The sequence below is a fragment of the Microtetraspora niveoalba genome, assembly GCF_001570405.1.
Lineage (GTDB): Bacteria > Actinomycetota > Actinomycetes > Streptosporangiales > Streptosporangiaceae > Microtetraspora > Microtetraspora niveoalba.
In genome coordinates this window covers 168,463-185,746 of the sequence record NZ_BBYM01000008.1, presented here as the reverse complement: position 1 = coordinate 185,746, position 17,284 = coordinate 168,463, and the positions used below count along the sequence as shown (strand labels likewise).

General features: G+C 74.0%; 12 protein-coding genes. 7 read left to right on the top strand and 5 right to left on the bottom strand.

Annotated features, from left to right (window positions below):
* Positions 1-46 precede the first annotated feature (46 nt).
* The 3 genes from AWQ70_RS08740 to AWQ70_RS40180 all read right to left on the bottom strand — a co-directional run bounded on the left by AWQ70_RS08740 (position 47) and on the right by AWQ70_RS40180 (position 3,698).
* Complete coding sequence (locus AWQ70_RS08740) at positions 47-856, bottom strand: permease-like cell division protein FtsX (protein WP_067172551.1); 810 nt, start codon at positions 854-856, stop codon at positions 47-49.
* Between the two features lie 212 nt (positions 857-1,068).
* Entirely contained in the window at positions 1,069-1,248 is a 180-nt protein-coding gene (locus AWQ70_RS38685) for a hypothetical protein (protein ID WP_067172549.1), read from the bottom strand.
* Between the two features lie 125 nt (positions 1,249-1,373).
* A complete protein-coding gene (locus tag AWQ70_RS40180; protein WP_174552369.1) occupies positions 1,374-3,698 on the bottom strand; it encodes a hypothetical protein in 2,325 nt (774 codons plus the stop codon).
* A 142-nt stretch (positions 3,699-3,840) separates the two neighbouring features.
* Here AWQ70_RS40180 and AWQ70_RS08725 point away from each other — a divergent pair, with 142 nt between their 5' ends.
* From AWQ70_RS08725 to AWQ70_RS08705, 5 genes are all read left to right on the top strand, one after another.
* Positions 3,841-5,355 (top strand): hypothetical protein, encoded by a 1,515-nt coding sequence (locus tag AWQ70_RS08725; protein ID WP_245646848.1) that lies wholly within the window; start codon positions 3,841-3,843, stop codon positions 5,353-5,355.
* Positions 5,356-5,790: 435 nt separating this feature from the next.
* A complete protein-coding gene (locus tag AWQ70_RS08720) occupies positions 5,791-8,070 on the top strand; it encodes an LCP family protein (protein WP_157529957.1) in 2,280 nt (759 codons plus the stop codon).
* Between the two features lie 940 nt (positions 8,071-9,010).
* Complete coding sequence (locus AWQ70_RS41945; protein ID WP_157529956.1) at positions 9,011-11,098, top strand: acyltransferase family protein; 2,088 nt, start codon at positions 9,011-9,013, stop codon at positions 11,096-11,098.
* A 60-nt stretch (positions 11,099-11,158) separates the two neighbouring features.
* Positions 11,159-12,310, top strand: coding sequence for a glycosyltransferase family protein (locus AWQ70_RS08710; protein ID WP_157529955.1), 1,152 nt, complete (start codon positions 11,159-11,161; stop codon positions 12,308-12,310).
* Positions 12,311-12,461: 151 nt separating this feature from the next.
* Positions 12,462-13,196, top strand: coding sequence for an acetoacetate decarboxylase family protein (locus AWQ70_RS08705; RefSeq protein ID WP_067172544.1), 735 nt, complete (start codon positions 12,462-12,464; stop codon positions 13,194-13,196).
* 33 nt (positions 13,197-13,229) lie between these two features.
* Here AWQ70_RS08705 and AWQ70_RS08700 read toward each other — a convergent pair whose 3' ends face one another.
* Both AWQ70_RS08700 and AWQ70_RS08695 read right to left on the bottom strand, forming a co-directional pair.
* Positions 13,230-13,952, bottom strand: a complete 723-nt coding sequence (locus AWQ70_RS08700) for a hypothetical protein (protein WP_067172542.1) — start codon at positions 13,950-13,952, stop codon at positions 13,230-13,232.
* A 52-nt stretch (positions 13,953-14,004) separates the two neighbouring features.
* The gene (locus AWQ70_RS08695) at positions 14,005-14,355 is read right to left on the bottom strand and encodes a hypothetical protein (RefSeq protein WP_067172540.1); all 351 of its coding nucleotides are present in this window, start codon (positions 14,353-14,355) and stop codon (positions 14,005-14,007) included.
* A gap of 263 nt (positions 14,356-14,618) precedes the next feature.
* Between AWQ70_RS08695 and AWQ70_RS08690 the strand changes: the two genes are divergently transcribed.
* On the top strand, positions 14,619-16,601 hold the full coding sequence (locus AWQ70_RS08690) for a sensor histidine kinase (protein WP_157529954.1): 1,983 nt from the start codon (positions 14,619-14,621) through the stop codon (positions 16,599-16,601).
* On the top strand, positions 16,589-17,230 hold the full coding sequence (locus AWQ70_RS08685) for a response regulator transcription factor (RefSeq protein WP_067172536.1): 642 nt from the start codon (positions 16,589-16,591) through the stop codon (positions 17,228-17,230). Before AWQ70_RS08690 ends, AWQ70_RS08685 begins: the two co-directional genes overlap by 13 nt.
* The last annotated feature ends 54 nt before the right edge of the window (positions 17,231-17,284 follow it).

Here is a 17,284-nt window from a genome sequence, read left to right as displayed (position 1 = left end):
CGATCTCGTACGGCTTCCGCCCGAGGTTCACCCGCCGCCGGCGGCCTCACGGCGCCGCGACCGGTGCCACGACGGCGACACCGGCCAGACCGGCGACGGACTTCTCGATCCGCGCCGCCGCGCCGGGGTCGGCGAGCTTGACGTAGAAGGTCTCGGGGAACTCGTCGAAAGGACCCTTCGCGTACGACGCCCTACCCCCGTGCCACTCCAGGTGGTCGCGCACCTTCGCCGCGTGCGCCGGGTCCTCGACGTAGATCTTCTCGATGCCGCGGACCTCGCGGATCCGGTCGAGGACGGCCTGCCGCTCGGCCTCGGTGGCCCGCCCACGCCCTTCGCATGCTCTGGCGAACCGGTCAAGCGATACCTCCGGGCACAGGGCGACCGAAACGTCCGCCTTCCCCCACCAGAAGTCGTCGCGGTAGGCGATGGGAACGCCGACCCCGGGCAGGCCCGCCAGCGTGCGGAGCAGGGCACGCCAGTCTCCCGGCCGCAGTGTGCCGCCGTAGCTTTCGCGCATCAGATCCGCGGTGAGGATGTAGCCGATCTGCCAATCCTGCCGCGCGATCGCCAGCGCCTCCTCCGACGTCATCCGGCCGTACGTCGCGACCTCGGGGAGCGAGGCGAGCGTCCCCTCGATGACCCACCTCTCCGCGTCCGTCGTGGCGCCACCGCCCTCACAGGCCTCCCAGGTCGCGGCGCTGTCGTCCCGGCAGAGATGGATGAGGAAGGTGCCGGTTGCGGGCCAGGGGCCGTCGGGCGGCGGCAACGGCCACTGGCCGCGCTCATCTCGGGCGTCGGCCGCCGCTCCGGCCAGCAGAACCGCTACGGAGACCGCCGCCGCGAACGCTTTCCCCACCCCGGAATTTCGTCGCGGAGAAGAGAACTTCCGCAGCCACGCGCTCCTCCTCGGCTCACGAGTGGCTTCCTTCCCGAAGGACAGTTCCTCGCTTTCCGGAATATCCGACGACAAATCCATGCGGCAGACCTTAGTGGCGTGATCATCGGCGCGGGCCACGAACGGCGGGCCGCCCCCTCACCGCTGGAACTCGGCAGGGGACCCTGTGCGGGTCACAGGACGATCAGGGCGGGCCTTACACCGGGCCGCGCCGCGTCGAGCAGCGCGCGCAGATCGCCGGGATCGGACGTGAGGATGGCCGCCGTCTCACGGACGGCGGTGACGACGACGGTCGCCTCCACCGCGTCGGAGGTGCCGGCGAGCCCGCACAAAACGCCCGCTTCCCGCCCCACGCTCTCCCGAACATCTCGGCGTCGGCAGCACAGGATCGGCAGCCGGAACGCCGCGGTTCGTTCGTCCTGTGGTCTCCCTACAGGTGATCCTGGTGCTCACCGGCCGACGAGAGCCGGCGCGCAGGTCAGCGGGATTCCTCCGGGACGGCCATCCAGACATCGGACGCGAAACCCCACACGGCGTCGGGGGGGCCGACGAGCGACCGCTCGTCCTGACTGCTGCGCAGCCGCAACACCTGGGTGGCCGTGCCGTACGGCGTGAGCTGGTCCTGCTCGGCGGCGAGCAGCACGGGACGGTGGCCCGCCGCCCGCACCTTGCCGATCAACCGGCGCACGTCGAGCCCCGTCGCGACGCTCGAACCCGCGGGGTTCTTGATCCGGGCGGTGGGGACGCCGCACTGGCCGCGCACCACCTGGGCGAACCTCTCCCCGGTGACCCGCTCCACGATCAGCACGGACGCGTCGCGCGGGATGGCCGCGCACATGCGGTCGAGCGCGGCCGCCTCGCCCCGCTCGACCGGTGAGAACGCGGTCCCGATCGAGATGACGACAGGGGGGACCACGAGCAGGAGGACCCCGGCGGCCACGGCGAGACGGCTGCCGTGCCCCGAACGGCGGAGGCGGTCGCACCCCCACCGCAGGCCCCAGACCGCGAGCACGATCAGCCCCGGGATCACGACCGGCACCAGCCTCCGCGCCGCGAACGGGTGGTCCGGGGTGATCGCGGGACGCCACAGCGTCGTCACGGTCGTCCAGCCGACGATCGCCAGCGGGAGCAGCCACTTCGGGCTCCGCCCCTTGGCGAGGCGCCGCGCGAGGACGGCCGCGGCGAGCGTGGCGAACACCACGACCGGCACCCCGACGTACCAGATCACCCAGTAAAGGGAGTCCTCGTAGTACAGCCGGGTGCCGTCCACCGGCAGCCGGTTGGCCATCTGGGCCTTCTCGATGAAGTCGGCGGTCAGCATGTCCTCGCGCGTCACCGCCACGCGCCGCACGGTCTGCACCCAGGGCCGTACGGCGAAGCCGGCCATGACGAGCACGACGAGCGCGGCGGCCCACCCGGGCAACGCCGACGACCGGAACAGTCCGGACGGCCGCGGCAACCGGGAAGGCCGCGGCAGCCGGGAGGACCGCGGTGACCGTCCGCCCCCGGCGCCGTCCCGCTCCGGGCTCCCCTGGGCTCGCGGCGTCCGCGGATCAGCTCCGCGGGGACGCGCGTCATCGCCCCGGTCATCCCGCACGGTCCGCGACCGGCGCGCGGCGACCCGGACGGCGATCCTCGGGGCGAGTGCCGCGCCCGCGGCGGTGACCACGACGACGACGGCGCAGATCGCGAGCAGCGGCGTCAGCGAGCCCGACAGGTACTCCAGGTAGGGGCGGGCCAGCAGGTAGCAGGCGGCGAACCCGCAGAACCCGCCCGCCGCCAGCCCGGCGAGGAGCGGCACGCCCAGCCTGCCGTCCGCGAACCGCCGCGCCGCCACCGTGTCCGCGCCCGCGCCGGCGGGCGCGGGCGGCCAGGAGATCCGGCGCAGCGCGATCAGCAGCCCCGCGTACGCCAGGACGGGGAGCACGTCGCGCAGACCGTCGATCCGTACGAGCAGGGCGAGGCCGAAGACCAGCCCGGCCAGCGCCGCCGCGGTCCTGGCGCCCACCCCGGCGCGGAGCCGGTGGCGGGCGTCGAGCAGCAGCGTCATGCCGCCGAACAGCAGGATCAGGGACGGGATCTCGCTGAACGTCGTCCGCGACGTGTAGAGGATGGGCATGCTGACCGCGAAGACCAGGGCCGCGAGCGGCGCCCAGCGGCCTCCGGCGAGGCGGGCGGCCGTCCCGGCGACGACGAGCACCGCCAGCGCCCCCAGCACCGGCGGGACCAGCAGGAGCCCGGGCACCCCGCCGAGCCAGTAGCCGATCGCGTCCAGCATGGGCGGGCCCGGCATGAACTGGGGCACGATCGCCCCGTGGAAGTCGTAGAACCCCGCGCTGTCGAAGCGCAGCGCGGGGTCGAGGCCGCCGAAGCCGCCCTCGCCGTACGGGATGGGCAGCGAGCCGTGCCGGGCCAGCCAGATCGCGTACTGCGCGTACGTCGCGGGATCGCGCCGCACGAGAAGCTGCTCGGAGCGCAGGAACCCGTTGAACAGGCCGGACCCGACGGCGATGCCGGCCACGGCGGCGGTGTGCCGCCCGAGGGCGTGCACGCTCTCGGGGAGGCGGCGCAGGCCCAGCACGCACAGGAGGACGGCCGTGCCGCCGCCGAGCAGCGCCATGGGCAGCGGCCGGAACCAGCCGAGCAGCAGCAGCGGCAGGCCCGCGAGCAGCCATCCGGCGAGCGCGAGCGTGGGCACGACGGAGCCGACGGCGAGCACCCGGCCCGCCGACGGCCATGTCCTTCGCGGCCGGAGCCGGCCGAACCGTTTCGTCGGGATGAGCCGAGCGTAACGGCCCGCCACGACTCATCGGCCCGCGCGCTCCCCGCCGGGACGGTGTACTGAGAGGGCGCGGGCCGGCGCTGCTCGATCTGTCGGCGGCGCCCGGTAGCGTACGCCGGGGAGAACGCGGGGGACGAGGAACGCCGGGGGACGGGGAGTAAGGGTGTCGTGGTTGCGGCGCATCGCGCCTTGGGCTCGCCGCCACAGATGGTTCCTGGGGGTGCTCGGGCTCGGCGCCGCGCTCCGGATCGTGACCATGCTGGGGTTCCGGCCCGCGCTGTGGTTCCCGGACTCCTACAGCTACGTGGTGACGGCGATGCGGCCGAAGCCCGACCTGGTCCGCCCGGCGGGCTACTCGATGTTCCTGCGGCTGCTGGAGCCCCTGCACGACTTCGGGTTCGTCGCGCTCACCCAGCACGCGCTCGGCCTGCTGACCGGCGTGATGATCTATGTGGCCGTGATCCGCCGTCGCAGGCCGCTGTGGGCGGGGACGCTCGCGTCCGCGCCCGTCCTGCTCGACGCGTACCAGGTGCAGCTTGAGCACCTGCTCGTCTCCGACTCGCTGTTCACGTTCCTGGTCGTGGCCGCGGTCTGCGTGGCGCTGCGCCCGCTGACCTGGCGCACGGCCGTCGCCACCGGTCTGCTCCTGGCCGCGGCGACCCTGACGCGGACGGTGGCGCTCCCGCTGATCGCCGCCTTCGCCGTCCTCCTGCTGTGGTACGGCTCACGCGCCGCCGGCCGGGCTACCGGAACCACGGGCGACGGGGCGGGCCAGGGCGGCGCGGGGGCCGCGGGCGCGTCGGGCGGGCGGGGGCGGCGCGGCCGGTTGCCGTGGCGGGTCACCGGGGCGTTCCTGGCCGCGGCGCTGGTCCCGGTCGCCGCGTACGCCGGCTGGTTCTGGGCCGCCCACCACCGGGTGGGGCTCGTCGGCTCGAACGGGGCCTTCCTGTACGCGCGGACCATGGCGTTCGCGGACTGCCGGGTGATGCGGCCCCCGGCCGACCTGGCCGTGCTCTGCGACGACCGGTCTCCGGCGCGCAGACCGCCGTCGCAGGACTACATCTGGGACCCCGACTCTCCCCTGGTCCGCCTGCCCGGCATCACGTTCCTCAGCGAGACCGACGCGCTGGCCGGCCGGTTCGCCTGGCTGGCGATCCGCAGCCAGCCGCTCGACTACGCGGCGACCACCCTGGACGAGCTGGCCCGGACGTTCACGTGGGGCCGTCCGGTCTATCCGGACGCCGAGGTCTACGGGTACTACGAGTTCCCCTCGGAGACCCCCGACCCGCCGGGCCGCCATCCCGCGATCGTGGGCACCCAGTTCGCCGAGCGTTACCAGCGCGGGCCGATCTCGACCGAGGTCGTCGAGCCGTTCGCCGGGGTGATGCGGGCCTACCAGAGCGTGGTCTTCCTGCCCGGAGCACTGCTGCTGCCCGTCCTCCTCTTCCCGCCGCTGGCGGCCGCCGCGCGCTGGGCGCGGCGGCTGGCCGCCTCGGGGCCCGGGTCGCGTACGGGTGACGGGTGGCGGCTGGCCTGGGCGGTGCCGTGGTCGATCGCGGGCCTGCTGCTGCTCGTTCCCGCCGCCACGGCCGAGTTCGACTACCGGTACGTCCTTCCGGCGACCCCGCTGGCGTTCCTCGCCGCCGCGCTCGTCCTGCGTCCGCGTCCCCGGCGCTGACTCCGGGCCGCCCACCGGCACCGCCGGGGCTGCCGCGGCTCGGGCGGCCGGGGCGTGATCTGGGTTTCGCGGATTTTCCCGTCCGGGCCGGGGGTTCCTGACCTGCCCGATCTCCGGCGCATCGGACGGATGCTCCACGCTGACCTGGAGGATTCCTGAGAGTCCGACATTCTTCAGCTATTTGACATACCCCGAAATATCCATGCTTGAGTATGCTTCCGGCTGGATCACCCCCGTCGAAGCAAAAGACAGGTCACGTCCAAAATCTGCGATCACGGCGCCCGCCCGCGCGTACGTGGCCTAGCCTTCGGCAAGAGCTGTCACGCTCTCGGTCAAATGACCGTAAAGCAAGGAGGAAGACGTGTGCGTGCGAAGCAGTAGTCGGACCGGCTGTTCGCCCACACGTCCAGCGCGCCTCACCACGAGGAGAGGCGCATGAGCGACCGCCGCCACCAGCCCCAGGGAATACCCGGGAACGACCAGCGGGTCTGGGGCCGCGAGGAGCCGGGCCCCGGTTACGGCCAGGCGGACCCGCGGGACCGCCGCCCCCTCGACGCGCGCGGGCGCGACGGCTACCCCTCCCGGCAGGAGGGGTACCAGGCCGACGCCTACCAGGACGCCCACGACGCTCCGCGAAGTCGCCGCAGGAGCGGCGGCAGGGCCGCCGAACGGCCCGCTCCGCCTCCGCAGGACCGCGGATACCGCGACCAGAGCCACCACGACCAGGGGTACGCCGACGCGGGCTACCGCGACCAGGGGTACCAGGACCCCGGTTACCAGGACCCGGCCTATCAGGAGCGGGGATACCAGGGGCAGGGGTACCGGCAGGACGAGTACGACGAGCCCGAGCGCGGCCCCTGGGGCGAGCGCGAGCCCGACGACGACTATCTCGACGACCCGCCGAAGCGGCGCTGGGGACGGCGCTCCAACGTCGACCCCTGGGACGAGCCCGACGACGAGGAACCCCGCCGCAAGCTCTGGGGCCGTCGCAAGTCCGCCGACGAGGACGTCGTCGAGGACGTTGCGGCCGCCGAGGGCTACGACGACGAACCGGACGGCGGTAAGGGCCGGGCCAGGCGCGGCAGGCGCGGAGGCCGCGGCGACGACCACTACGAGATGGGCACGGACGACACCTCCGGCGACGACGGCGCCGGGCGGCGGGGAGCCCGCCGGGCCGGGGGCGGCGGCGACCGCCCCGGCGGCCCCAACGGCGGAGGACCGGGCGGGCCCGGCTCGCGCCGCCCCGGCTCGGGCGGCGTCAAGCGCGGCCTGGGCGTGCTCGGCTGGACGAGCATCGCGCTGACCACCGTCATGGTCGCGGGCACGCTCACCGCGTACAAGGTCTACCGGGACACGTTCGGCATGATCCACGTCGGCAAATCAACCGACGACCTGGACAAGAACCGCCCGGAGAACGCGACCGGCGCGATCAACGTGCTGCTCGTCGGGTCCGACACCCGGACCGGCGACAACAAGAAGTACGGCCAGCACATGGAGAACGACGGCGAGCGCACCGACACGATCATGCTGCTGCACATCGCCCCGAACCGGGACGGCGCGACATTGATCAGCTTCCCCCGCGACTCCATGGTCCTCATCCCCGAGTGCCGCGACGTCAAGACCAAGGCCGTCATCGGGCAGCACCTGGGCATGATCAACTCAGCTTTCTCCAGCGGAGGCATGATCTGCACCCGCCGGACCATCGAGACGCTCACCAAGATCCCCATCGACCACTGGGTGAAGGTCGACTTCACCGGCTTCAAGAACATCGTGAACGCCCTGGGCGGCATCGAGATCTGTCTACCGAGGGACGTCAACGACAAGAAGGCCAAGCTGGTCCTGAGCAAGGGCAAGCACATCGTCAAGGGCGAGACCGCCCTCGCCTACGTACGGGCTCGCTACGGCCTCGGTGACGGCGGCGACATCAGCCGGATCGAACGCCAGCAGCTCTTCATCTCCCAGGTGGTGAAGAAGGCGACCAGCAGCGGGCTGCTCACCGACCTGGGCAAGCTGCAGAAGTTCGTCGCCGCCACGGCCGACTCCGTCACGATGGACGACAAGCTCAACGGCGACGCGCTCATCCAGATCGCGATGAGCGCCTCCAAGCTCAGCGCCAAGGGGTTCAAGGGCACCAAGGTGCCCTGGGAGCCGTACGTGGCGGACAAGAACCGCGTCCAGTGGAAGCAGCCGGCCGCGGAGAAGCTGTTCGCCGGCATCCGGGGCGACGTGGAGGTCACCGCCACCCCGAGCCCGGCCGCCTCCGCCTCCGGCGGCACCACCAAGCCCGCCACCCCGACCGTGACCAAGCCGGAGCAGGTCAAGATCCAGGTGTTCAACGGCACCAACACCTCCGGCAAGGCCAAGGAGGTGGCCGAGGAACTGGCCGCCGAGGGCTTCCGCGTCGTCGGCGTGGGCGACGCCCGCAAGGCGGACGGCAGTGACCAGCCGGCGACCATGATCCGCTACACCGGGCAGGGCTGGGACCAGGCCAAGATCCTCAGCGGCAAGCTGCAGACCGAGGTCAAGCCCGAGACCGGCAAGCTGGCGACCGGCCCGGTCACCCCGTTCGTCTCGACCACGACACCGGCCAAGCCGGGACGGGTGGCCGGCCCGATCATCCAGCTCGTGGTCGGCGCCGACTGGAAGGGCGTCAAGGTCGCGCTCGACGTCGGCGACGACGCCGTGACCTCCGAGACCGACATCTGCAAGGGCTGAGGTCGGCCGCTCACAGCAATTATTGATGTCCGATACAGGAGTGATCCACGAGACTTACGTTAAGGTTGGGCGAGCGGACGCATTCCGTGCTCGCACGTTCGCCTGACCGCACGGGAAGTCCGCGCTAGCGTCTTGAACGCAGGCTCCATCTCGAATGAGCCACCGGCCCCCGCTCGGCGAACCTTGAGAGTTTCCTCCCGTGACTGACACTCGCCCATCCCCTGACGTACCGGGAGCGAACCCGGGCGATCCGTACGATCCCTCCGAGGACGCGCCCACCGGAGTGATCGGCCGCATCACCGGCGAGTGGCCGCCGCAGCCCGGCGCTCCCGGTGACGGCGCGCCCGGGTCCTCCCTGGAGCCCGGAGCGTCCTCGGAGCCCGAGCCGCCCGTACGGCAGCCGTGGGCGGCGACGCCCGCCGGCGGCCACTTCGGGTCGTCCCAGGAGCCGCCGTCGACCGGGCACTTCGCGTCCTTCGGCTCCGCGCCCGCCTCCCCGGCGGGCTCGGCGAGGCCGACCGGAGCCCCGGGCCCGGCAGGCTCGGCGTCGTCGTCGGGATCCCTTGGGCCGGCCGGTCCGGCGGAGCCGACGCGCTCCCCGGGCTCGGCATCGGGGCCGTCGGGGTCGCTCGGGTCTTCGGGTTCTGCCGGGCCGACGGGGTCCCCGGGCCCGATGCATCCGGGCCCGGCGGCTTCCGCGCCTTCCGGCGCCGGCCCGTCCCGCCCCGGCGCGTCCGGGTCCGCCTTCCCGGGGACGGACGCTCCGTCCTCGTCCGGCTTCCGGCCCGGCGCACCGGGACCGGCCCCGTCGAGCTCTGCAACCTCCGGGGCCGACGTCTCGGGATCCGGGTCTTCCGGCGCTCCGTCGTCCTGGCCGGGACGGTCCGGAGCCACCCCGTCGCCTGCCGGGCCGCCCGGCCCGCCGGCCACCGGCGCCTTCTTGGCGGCCGAGCCCGAGGCATCCGACTCGCACTCGCGGGCGTCCCGGTCTTCCGCGACGACCTCGCCGGAGACCGGCACCCCGGCTCCTCCCACGACCTCGGCCGGGTCCACCCCCGCCGGCGCGGCCTCCGCCGGGTCCGCCCCCTCCGGTACGACCTCCGCCGGTTCCGCCGGTACGACCTCCGCCGAGCAGGGCGCCGAACACCGGCCACTGCCCAAGCGCCGGCCGCGCTCCCCGCGCGCGGGAGCGGCGCAGGCGATGGGAGCGCCCGACCCGGCCTCCCAGGGCTTCGACTACTTCTCCACCGGCCGCTCGGCGAGCGCGGAGTCCGCCTCCGCGTCCGACCCGGCCGCCCCGGCCGCGCAGAGCCCCTTCGGGGAGCAGGGCCCCTTCGGGGAAGCGGCACAGAGTCCCTTCGGTGAGGCCGCGCAGAGCCCGTTCGCCGCGCCCATTCCTGACGTGGCCACCGATCCCGCCGCCTCCGGGCGCGCCCCCTACGGCGCCCCCGCCCAGGACCCGTTCGCGGCGGCCCCTCAGGACCCGTTCGCTCCGCCGGCTCAGGACCCCTTCGCGGCACCCGCTCAGGACCCGTTCGCGGCATCCGCACAGGACCCGTTCGCGGCATCCGCACAGGACCCGTTCGCGGCACCCGCACAGGACCCGTTCGCACAGCCCGCGTCGCCGGAGCGCCTGCCCCAGCGCCCGCGCCGCGGCTCCGGCCACGGACAGGCGCCGACGCAGGCGATGCCCGCCGTCCCGGCGGCTCCCCCGGCCCAGCAGTGGCCCGAGCTGCCCGCGGACCCGTGGGACCCGTGGCGTCGCGCCGGTCACGACGTGCCGCAGGGCCTCGCCGTACCGAGCACCGTGGAGCAGGCCGCACTCGCGGCCCCGCCCGCGCCCGCACCTCCGGCTCCCGGCCCGGACCCGCTCCCGTTGCCCGCCTGGGCGCAGGCCCCCCAGCAGACGTCGCCGTACGGCCCCGGCCCGGGGGCGCCCGGGTTCGGCGAGGTGCGGCCGCCGGCCGGGTGGGAGGAGCAGGAGCTCGAGGAGCCCGCTCCGCGCCCCAAGCGCCGCGACCCGTACCTGGACAACGTCAAGTTCCTGCTGATCGCGCTCGTGGTGACCTCGCACGCGATCCGGCCCACGGTCGGCGCCGACGCCAACCGGGCGCTGTACATCTTCATGTTCTCGTTCCACATGCCGCTGTTCGTGATGATCAGTGGCTATCTGTCGAAGAACTTCTGGAACTCGAACGCCAAGACCAACAAGCTCGTCGACACGTTCCTCGTGCCGTATGTCATCGTCGAGTTCGGCTACAACCTGCTCCGCGTCGTCTTCGGGCACAAGTGGAGCATCTCGATCCTCGATCCCTACTGGCTGAACTGGTATCTCCTCGCCCTGTTGTTCTGGCGACTGTCCACACCCGTGTGGAAACGGATGAGATATCCGCTGCCCACCGCGGTGGTCGTGTGTCTCTTCTCCGGGCTGTCCCAGCTCAGCGGTGATTTCAGCATCGACCGCGTGTTCGGCCTGCTGCCCTTCTTCGCGATGGGCCTGGTCCTCAAGCCCGAGCACTTCGAGCTGCTCAACCGCGTCTGGGTACGGATCGTCGCCGGGGTCACCCTGCTGGTCTGGGCGGTCGCCGTCTACGTCCTCGCGCCGCGCCTCAAGCTGGGCCTGTGGTACTTCAACGCCAGCTACCACGACCTGAACATGACGTGGTGGTACGGCATGGGCTTCCGCGTGGTCTTCCTCGCCGGGGTCACGGTGATCTGCTTCAGCGTCATGGCCCTCGTGCCCCGGCGCCAGATGTGGTTCTCCGACCTCGGCACGCGCACCCTGTACGCGTACCTGCTGCACGGCGTGCCCGTGATGATCGGCAAGGAGATGGGCTGGCTGAAGGCCCCATGGCTGGAGGGCCCGCTCGGCGTCGTCGCCATCCTGAGCGGCAGCTTCCTGCTGGCCACCATCCTGTGCCTGCCGATCACCCGGACGCTGTTCAAGTGGATGCTGGAGCCGCGCCTCACCTGGCTCTACCGCAGGGCCAAGCGCCCGGTGGAGCCGCAGCCGGAAGTTCAGCGGTAGTTTCGCATGGATTAACGCGCCACATCCGGGCGCGACGGGATGAGACCGCAAAGTCGACGCATGAGGGTATGTGTCGGCACGATCGTCCACCACCCCGACGACGCCCGGATCGCGCACCGGCAGATCCGGGCCCTGCTCGACGCGGGGCACCAGGTCACCTACATCGCCCCGTTCACCCACTGCAACGTGACGCCGCCCCCGGAGATCCGGGCGCTCGACGTGCCCCGGGCGGTGGGCCTGCGGCGCGCGAGGGCGCTGCGCGCGGCGCGGTCCGCGCTGGCGGAGGGCTGCCGGGACGCCGATCTGCTCCTGGTCCACGACATCGACCTCCTGCTCGCGCTGCCCCGCCGCCGGCCGGTGACCGTCCTGGACGTCCATGAGGACACGCGGAGCGTGCTGGAGGCCGAGGCGTACCCGCCCGGGCCGCTGCGCGCGGCGCTGCCGCCGCTGGTCGCCGCCCTTGAGCGGCGCGCGGAGCGCCGCCTGCACCTCATCCTCGCCGACGAGTCGCTCCGCGGCCGTTTCCCCGGCGGCCACCCGGTGGTGCCCGATCACACGTACGTCCCCGCCGTCCCGCCCCCGCCGCCGGGCGACGACCGGCTCGTCTACGTCGGACGCCTCTCGCGGGCCCGCGGCGCGGCCGGGATGATCGAGCTGGCCCGCCGCCTCCGGCCGTACGGGATCCGGCTGGACCTGATTGGCTCGGCCGACCCCGGCGTGCGGCCGCTGCTGCGGGACGCCCAGCGGCAGGGGCTGCTCGACTGGTTCGGGCACGTCCCCAACACGCACGCGCTCCGGATGGCCGAGGGCGCGCTGGCGGGCCTGTCCCTGACGCACGACGTGCCCGGCCTCCGCGACGCCGTTCCCCCGAGGGTCATGGAGTACATGGCCCGCGGCATCCCGGTGATCACCACGCCGTCGCCGGGCGCGGCCGGGGCGGTGACCGGGGCCGGGTGCGGCCTGGTGATCCCGTTCCCCGGGAGCGCCGACCGCACGGCCGGGGACGCGGCGGACGCCGCCGTACGCGCGGTGCTCGACCTCCGCGACGACCCCGCGCGGCGCGCCGCGATGGGGGCCAGGGGACACGCCGAGGCGCTGCGCCGCTTCCACTGGCCGGTACGCGCCCCGCGGTTCGTGGCCCAGCTCGAACGGTGGGCGCGTGCCCCGCACCGCGCCCCCGTCCTGCCGCGCGGACGCGCCCTCCCCGCCTGACGCGGCCCGCGCGGCCGCCGCAGGCCCGGCTCCCACGAGCCCCGCGCCCCCAGGAGACCCGCCGCCACGGCCGGTTCACCGCTGCGAGCGGCGGGGACCCGTGCCCGCGTACGGCTACCGCCCCGGCCCCGGGCTTGCTCTACTTGGAGGCGTGAGCAGCCATCTCATCCAGGGACGCCGGATCGACATGCCCGTACGCATCAGGGACGCGTCGGCCGGCGCGGCGACCTACCTCGTGCGGGCCGACGCCGCCCGCGCCGTGATCGCGTACTCGGGACTGGACGTGACCGAGGTGCTGCCCGGCAAGGCCGCATGCACGCTGGTGTTCGTGCGGTACCGCGACGGCGATCTCGACGCCTACCACGAGTTCGGCATGGCGTTCCTGATCAGGCCTCCGGGCTCCGGCCGCCCGCCGTCCCGCGGACCGCTGGCCGGGCTGAAGGACGCCCGTACGGCCGGCTCCGGCGCCTTCGTCCACTGGTTGCCGGTCGACCAGGGGTTCACGATGGAGGCCGGCCGGCAGATCTGGGGTTTCCCGAAGGAACGGGCCGAGATCGACCTGCGGCTGGCCTCGCCGTACAAGCGGTGCGTGCTGCGCAAGGACGGGCGGCTGGTGCTCGACCTGCTGCTCCGCCCCGGCGTCCCGCTCCCGCCGGGGAGCCTGGCCCGGATGGACGCCTACTCCCACATCGACGGGGTCACCCGGCGCGTCCCCTGGGCGGCCCGGGCGAGCGGGGTGCGAGCGCGGCCCGGCGGGGCGCTGATCAGGCTGGGGAACCATCCGATCGCCAAGGAGCTGAGCGAGCTGGGCCTGCCGGGCACGGCCGTGATGACGGCGACAGCCGACCACGTGCGGATGTCCTTCGAGGACGCCGTCGTCGTGTGACCGGCGGCCCGCCCCTTCCCGCCCGCCCTCGTGTCAGGCCGTCCCGGCCTCCGGAAGGCCGGGACGGGCCAGGAGTCGCAGGCCGACGACGGCGAAGCCGACCCCTTCCAGGACCGCGCCCGCGACCTCGAACCACTCGCTGCCGGCGACGAGCCCGATCACGTGCAGCACGGGCCACGCGACGACCGCGGCGCCGGCCCAGAACGGGACGGCCCGGCTGCGGAGGAGGGCCAGCGCGAGCAGCAGCGTTCCGACCATGTTGCCGAGCACGAAGAGAAGGAACACCCACAGGGTCGACGGGTCGCTCTGGCTGCTGTCGAGGACGGCCGCGTACTCTGCGGCCGGGCCCGGGTGCTCGGCCATGGCGACGGCGACGTTGCCGCTGAAGGCGATGCCGAAGTAGCAGATGTACCCGGCGCCGGTGAGCACCGCGCCGGCGAAGCCGAGCTTCCGGCTCCGGTCGGCCACGAGGCGCCTGACGCCGAGGACCGCCGGGACCATGAGCAGGCTTCCCAGCATCGCGGCGACGGCGCTGAGGCGGTTCAGCGCGGGGTGCGCCGCCGCAAGGGCGAGCGCCTCCGCCCCGGTGCTGTCACCTCCTCCGGCGCGCGTCGCCCACGCGTACGCGCCGTTGGCGACGACGAAGCCCCACGGCGCGGCGAACAGCGCCAGGGCCGGGGCGAGGGCACGCCGCGGCGGATCCGGCGGCGCGGAGACGCCGGACGAGGGCGCGGAAGGCGGAAGGGACGTTTCCATGATTCTCCTCGTGATGAGTTCGGCGAATCGGCGGTGAGCCGGGCGCGGAGGGTCAGGCGCGTGACCGGAGCGCCGGGGCGACCAGGGCGACGCAGAGGAGGGTCAGCACCACGCCGACCGCGGCGGCGACGCGCGCCTCGGCCGGCACCCCGTCGACGAAGAACGCGGGTACGGCGGTGAGCCCGGCAAGCAGCCTGGTGACGATCACGACCACGGCTCCGGCGCGGCTGCCGCGCCAGGCGAGCACGACCCCGGCGAGGGTGGCCAGCGCGAGGACGATGCCCACGACGGTCACGGCCGCCGGTGGCTGCGCGCCATCGTCGGCCGGCAGCGGCACGAGGTCGAAGAGAGCGAAGAGTCCGGACAGGATCAGCCCGGCGACGAGGACGGGGGAGCGTTTCATACGGCCCTCCTGGAGTGGACGGAAACCCCGGCCGCGGGACCGGACGGGCGTCCCGCGCACGGATTGGGCGAATGCGCCACCGGCGGGTCCGGGCGGAAGCCCGGGCGGTGGGAGGGGACGGATGTCCCGACGTCCGAAGTGTCGGCGCGCCGGGCCCCTCGCGGATCGGTGCCGGCCCTGGTCCCGGGTCGGTGCGGGCCCGGGTTCCGATCTCCGTGCTGCCACGTATTCACGTGCCGCGTCCTCGGGCCTACCGTTGGCTCGTGCCGTCTCCCCGGATGCTCGCCTACGCCGCCGCGGTCGCGGTGTGCGCGCTCGCGGGCGCCGGGGCGGTGCTGGCCGTGCTCGCCGGCGGCGGGGGCGCGACGGTGACGTTCCTCGTGGGCGCGGCGTTCGCGCTTCCCTCCGTCGTGCTCGGGGTGGTGGTCGCCGCGCGGCGGCCGGACAGCGCGGTCGGCCTGCTGCTCGTGCTCGTCGGCGCGACGGCGGTGTGGCTCGCGCTCGGCGAGCTGTACGGGCTGGCGTTCACCCGGCGGCCGGGACTGCCGCTCTCCGAGCTGTACGCGGCCGTGTCGCAGGGCGACTGGATGCTCCTGTACGTGCCGGCCGCGATGCTCATGCTCGTGTTCCCCGACGGCCGCCTCGCGGGGCGGCGACGGCGCTGGACGGCGGCCGGGTTGCTGGTCGTTCCGGTGCTGTTCATCGTGATTGTGGCGTGCGCCCCCGCCCCGTACGCACCGCCGTTCCAGGACACTCCGCACCTCCTGCGGCTGCCCGAACCGTACGTGGGGGTGCTCGGCGTCGCGGGGCTCGCCCTGCTGCCGGTCTTCCTCGGGCTGCTGGTCGCGTCCGCCGCCGCGGTGGTGACGCGCTACCGGCGGGCGGCCGACGACGTACGGCGGGCGCAGCTCAAGTGGCTGACGCTCGGCGCCGCGTTCCTGCCGCTGACGCTGCTGCTGTGCTGGGCCGGATACCTCTTCATGGGCGGAGCCGAGCCGGCCCTGGTCGGCCTGGCGGCCACGGCCCTGGCGATCCCGGCCGCGACCGCGATCGCCGTGCTCAGGCACGACCTCTACGACGTGGACCGGGCGATCAGCGCCGCCGTCACGTACGGGCTGGTGACCGCGATCCTGCTGGCCTTCTCCACTGCCGCCTCGTTCGTGGTGGGCCTCGGCGCGGGCCGGGCCTCGCCGGTCGCGGCCGCGGCGGCGACGGCGGTGTGCGCGGCCGCGCTGTCGCCGCTGCGCGTACGGCTCCGCCGCTGGGTGGACCGGCGCTTCTACCCGCTGCGGCAGGCCGCCCTCGCCGCCGTACAGGACCTGCGCGACCGGACGCACGCCGGGCAGGCGCAGCCCGAGCAACTGGAGGAGACGCTGCGCGCGGCGCTGCGCGACCCCGAACTCCGGGTCGGCTACCGGCTGCCCGGCGAGACCGGGCTGGTGGACGCGGCGGGCGCCCCCCTCGTGCCCGGCGCGGCCCACGTGGCCCCGGTACGGCTCGGCGGGCACGAGATCGGCGCGCTCGTCCGCGGCACGGCCGGCAGCCGCGAGCTGCTGCGCGAGGTCGCCGCCGCGAGCGCGCTGCTCGTCGAGGTGGTACGGCTGCGCGTCGAGGTCAGCCGGGCGCTCGACGAGGCCGAGGCCGGCCGCGCCCGGCTGCTGCGCGCCGGATACGAGGAAAGGCGGCGGCTCGAACGCGACCTGCACGACGGCGCGCAGCAGCGGCTGGTCTCCCTCGGCATGGCGATCCGGCTGGCGCAGCGCCACCTCTCCGACGGCACCGTGAACGTGGACGACCTGCTGGACCGGTCGGTGGCCGAGCTGGCGGCGGCGGTCGCCGAGCTGCGCCAGATCGCGCACGGACTGCGCCCGAGCAGCCTCGACGACGGACTCGGGAACGCGCTCACCATGCTGGCCGGCAAGGCGCCGGTGCCGGTGACGCTCGACGTCGCCGCCGACGACCTGCCCGACGACGTGGTCGTGACCGCGTACTACGTGGCGAGCGAGGCCATGACGAACGCGGTCAAGCACGCCGGTCCCGCCGCGATCGGCGTCCGGGTCAGCCGCGCGGGCGACCGGGTGACCGTGCGGATCAGCGACGACGGCCCGGGCGGGGCCGTGATCCGCCCGGGGGCGGGACTGGCCGGACTGGCCGACCGGGTCACGGCCGCCGGGGGCTCGCTCCGGCTGACCAGCCCGGACGGCGGAGGAACCCTGGTGGAGGCGGTGCTGCCGTGCGCGTGGTGATCGGCGAGGATTCCGCGCTGTTCCGGGAGGGGCTGGCCCGCCTGCTCGAAGACGCGGGGCACGACGTCGTGGCCAAGGCCCAGGACGCCCCCGGCCTGGTCGCCGCCGTCGCCGCCACGGACCCCGACCTGGCGATCATCGACATCCGGATGCCGCCCGACCTCACCGACGACGGCGCGCGGGCGGCCCGGGAGATCCGCGCCGCCCGGCCGGAGCTGGGCATCGTCCTGCTCTCCCAGCATGTGGAGACCCGGCACTCGGTCGAGCTGGTGTCCACGGGAAAGTTCGGCTACCTGCTCAAGGACCGGGTCTTCGACGTGGACGACTTCCTCGACGCGCTGCGCCGGGTGGCGGCCGGCGGTTCCGCCCTCGACCCCGAGGTCGTCTCCCGCCTCATCGGCGGGCACCGGGCGAACGATCCGCTGCGGTCGCTGACCGCCCGGGAGCGCGAGGTGCTGGCCCTGATGGCCGAGGGCCGCACCAACGTCGGCATCGCCCGGCGGCTCTGGCTGACGGACCGTACGGTCGAGACCCACGTCAGCTCGATCCTCACCAAGCTCGGCCTGTCCGGCTCCGACGAGGACCACCGCCGCGTGCTCGCGGTCCTCGTCTACCTCAACCGGTCGTGACAGGCCCGCCCGGGGGCCCGGACGCTCCGTCCCGGATCCGCCGCCCGGAGGCCG

Excerpts from the sequence above, each read along its gene's own strand:
- AWQ70_RS08700 (WP_067172542.1), bottom strand. The coding sequence starts at position 13,952 with ATGGAAACGTCCCTTCCGCCTTCCGCGCCCTCGTCCGGCGTCTCCGCG.
- AWQ70_RS08695 (WP_067172540.1), bottom strand. The coding sequence starts at position 14,355 with ATGAAACGCTCCCCCGTCCTCGTCGCCGGGCTGATCCTGTCCGGACTC.
- AWQ70_RS08710 (WP_157529955.1), top strand. The coding sequence starts at position 11,159 with ATGAGGGTATGTGTCGGCACGATCGTCCACCACCCCGACGACGCCCGG.
- AWQ70_RS08720 (WP_157529957.1), top strand. The coding sequence starts at position 5,791 with ATGAGCGACCGCCGCCACCAGCCCCAGGGAATACCCGGGAACGACCAG.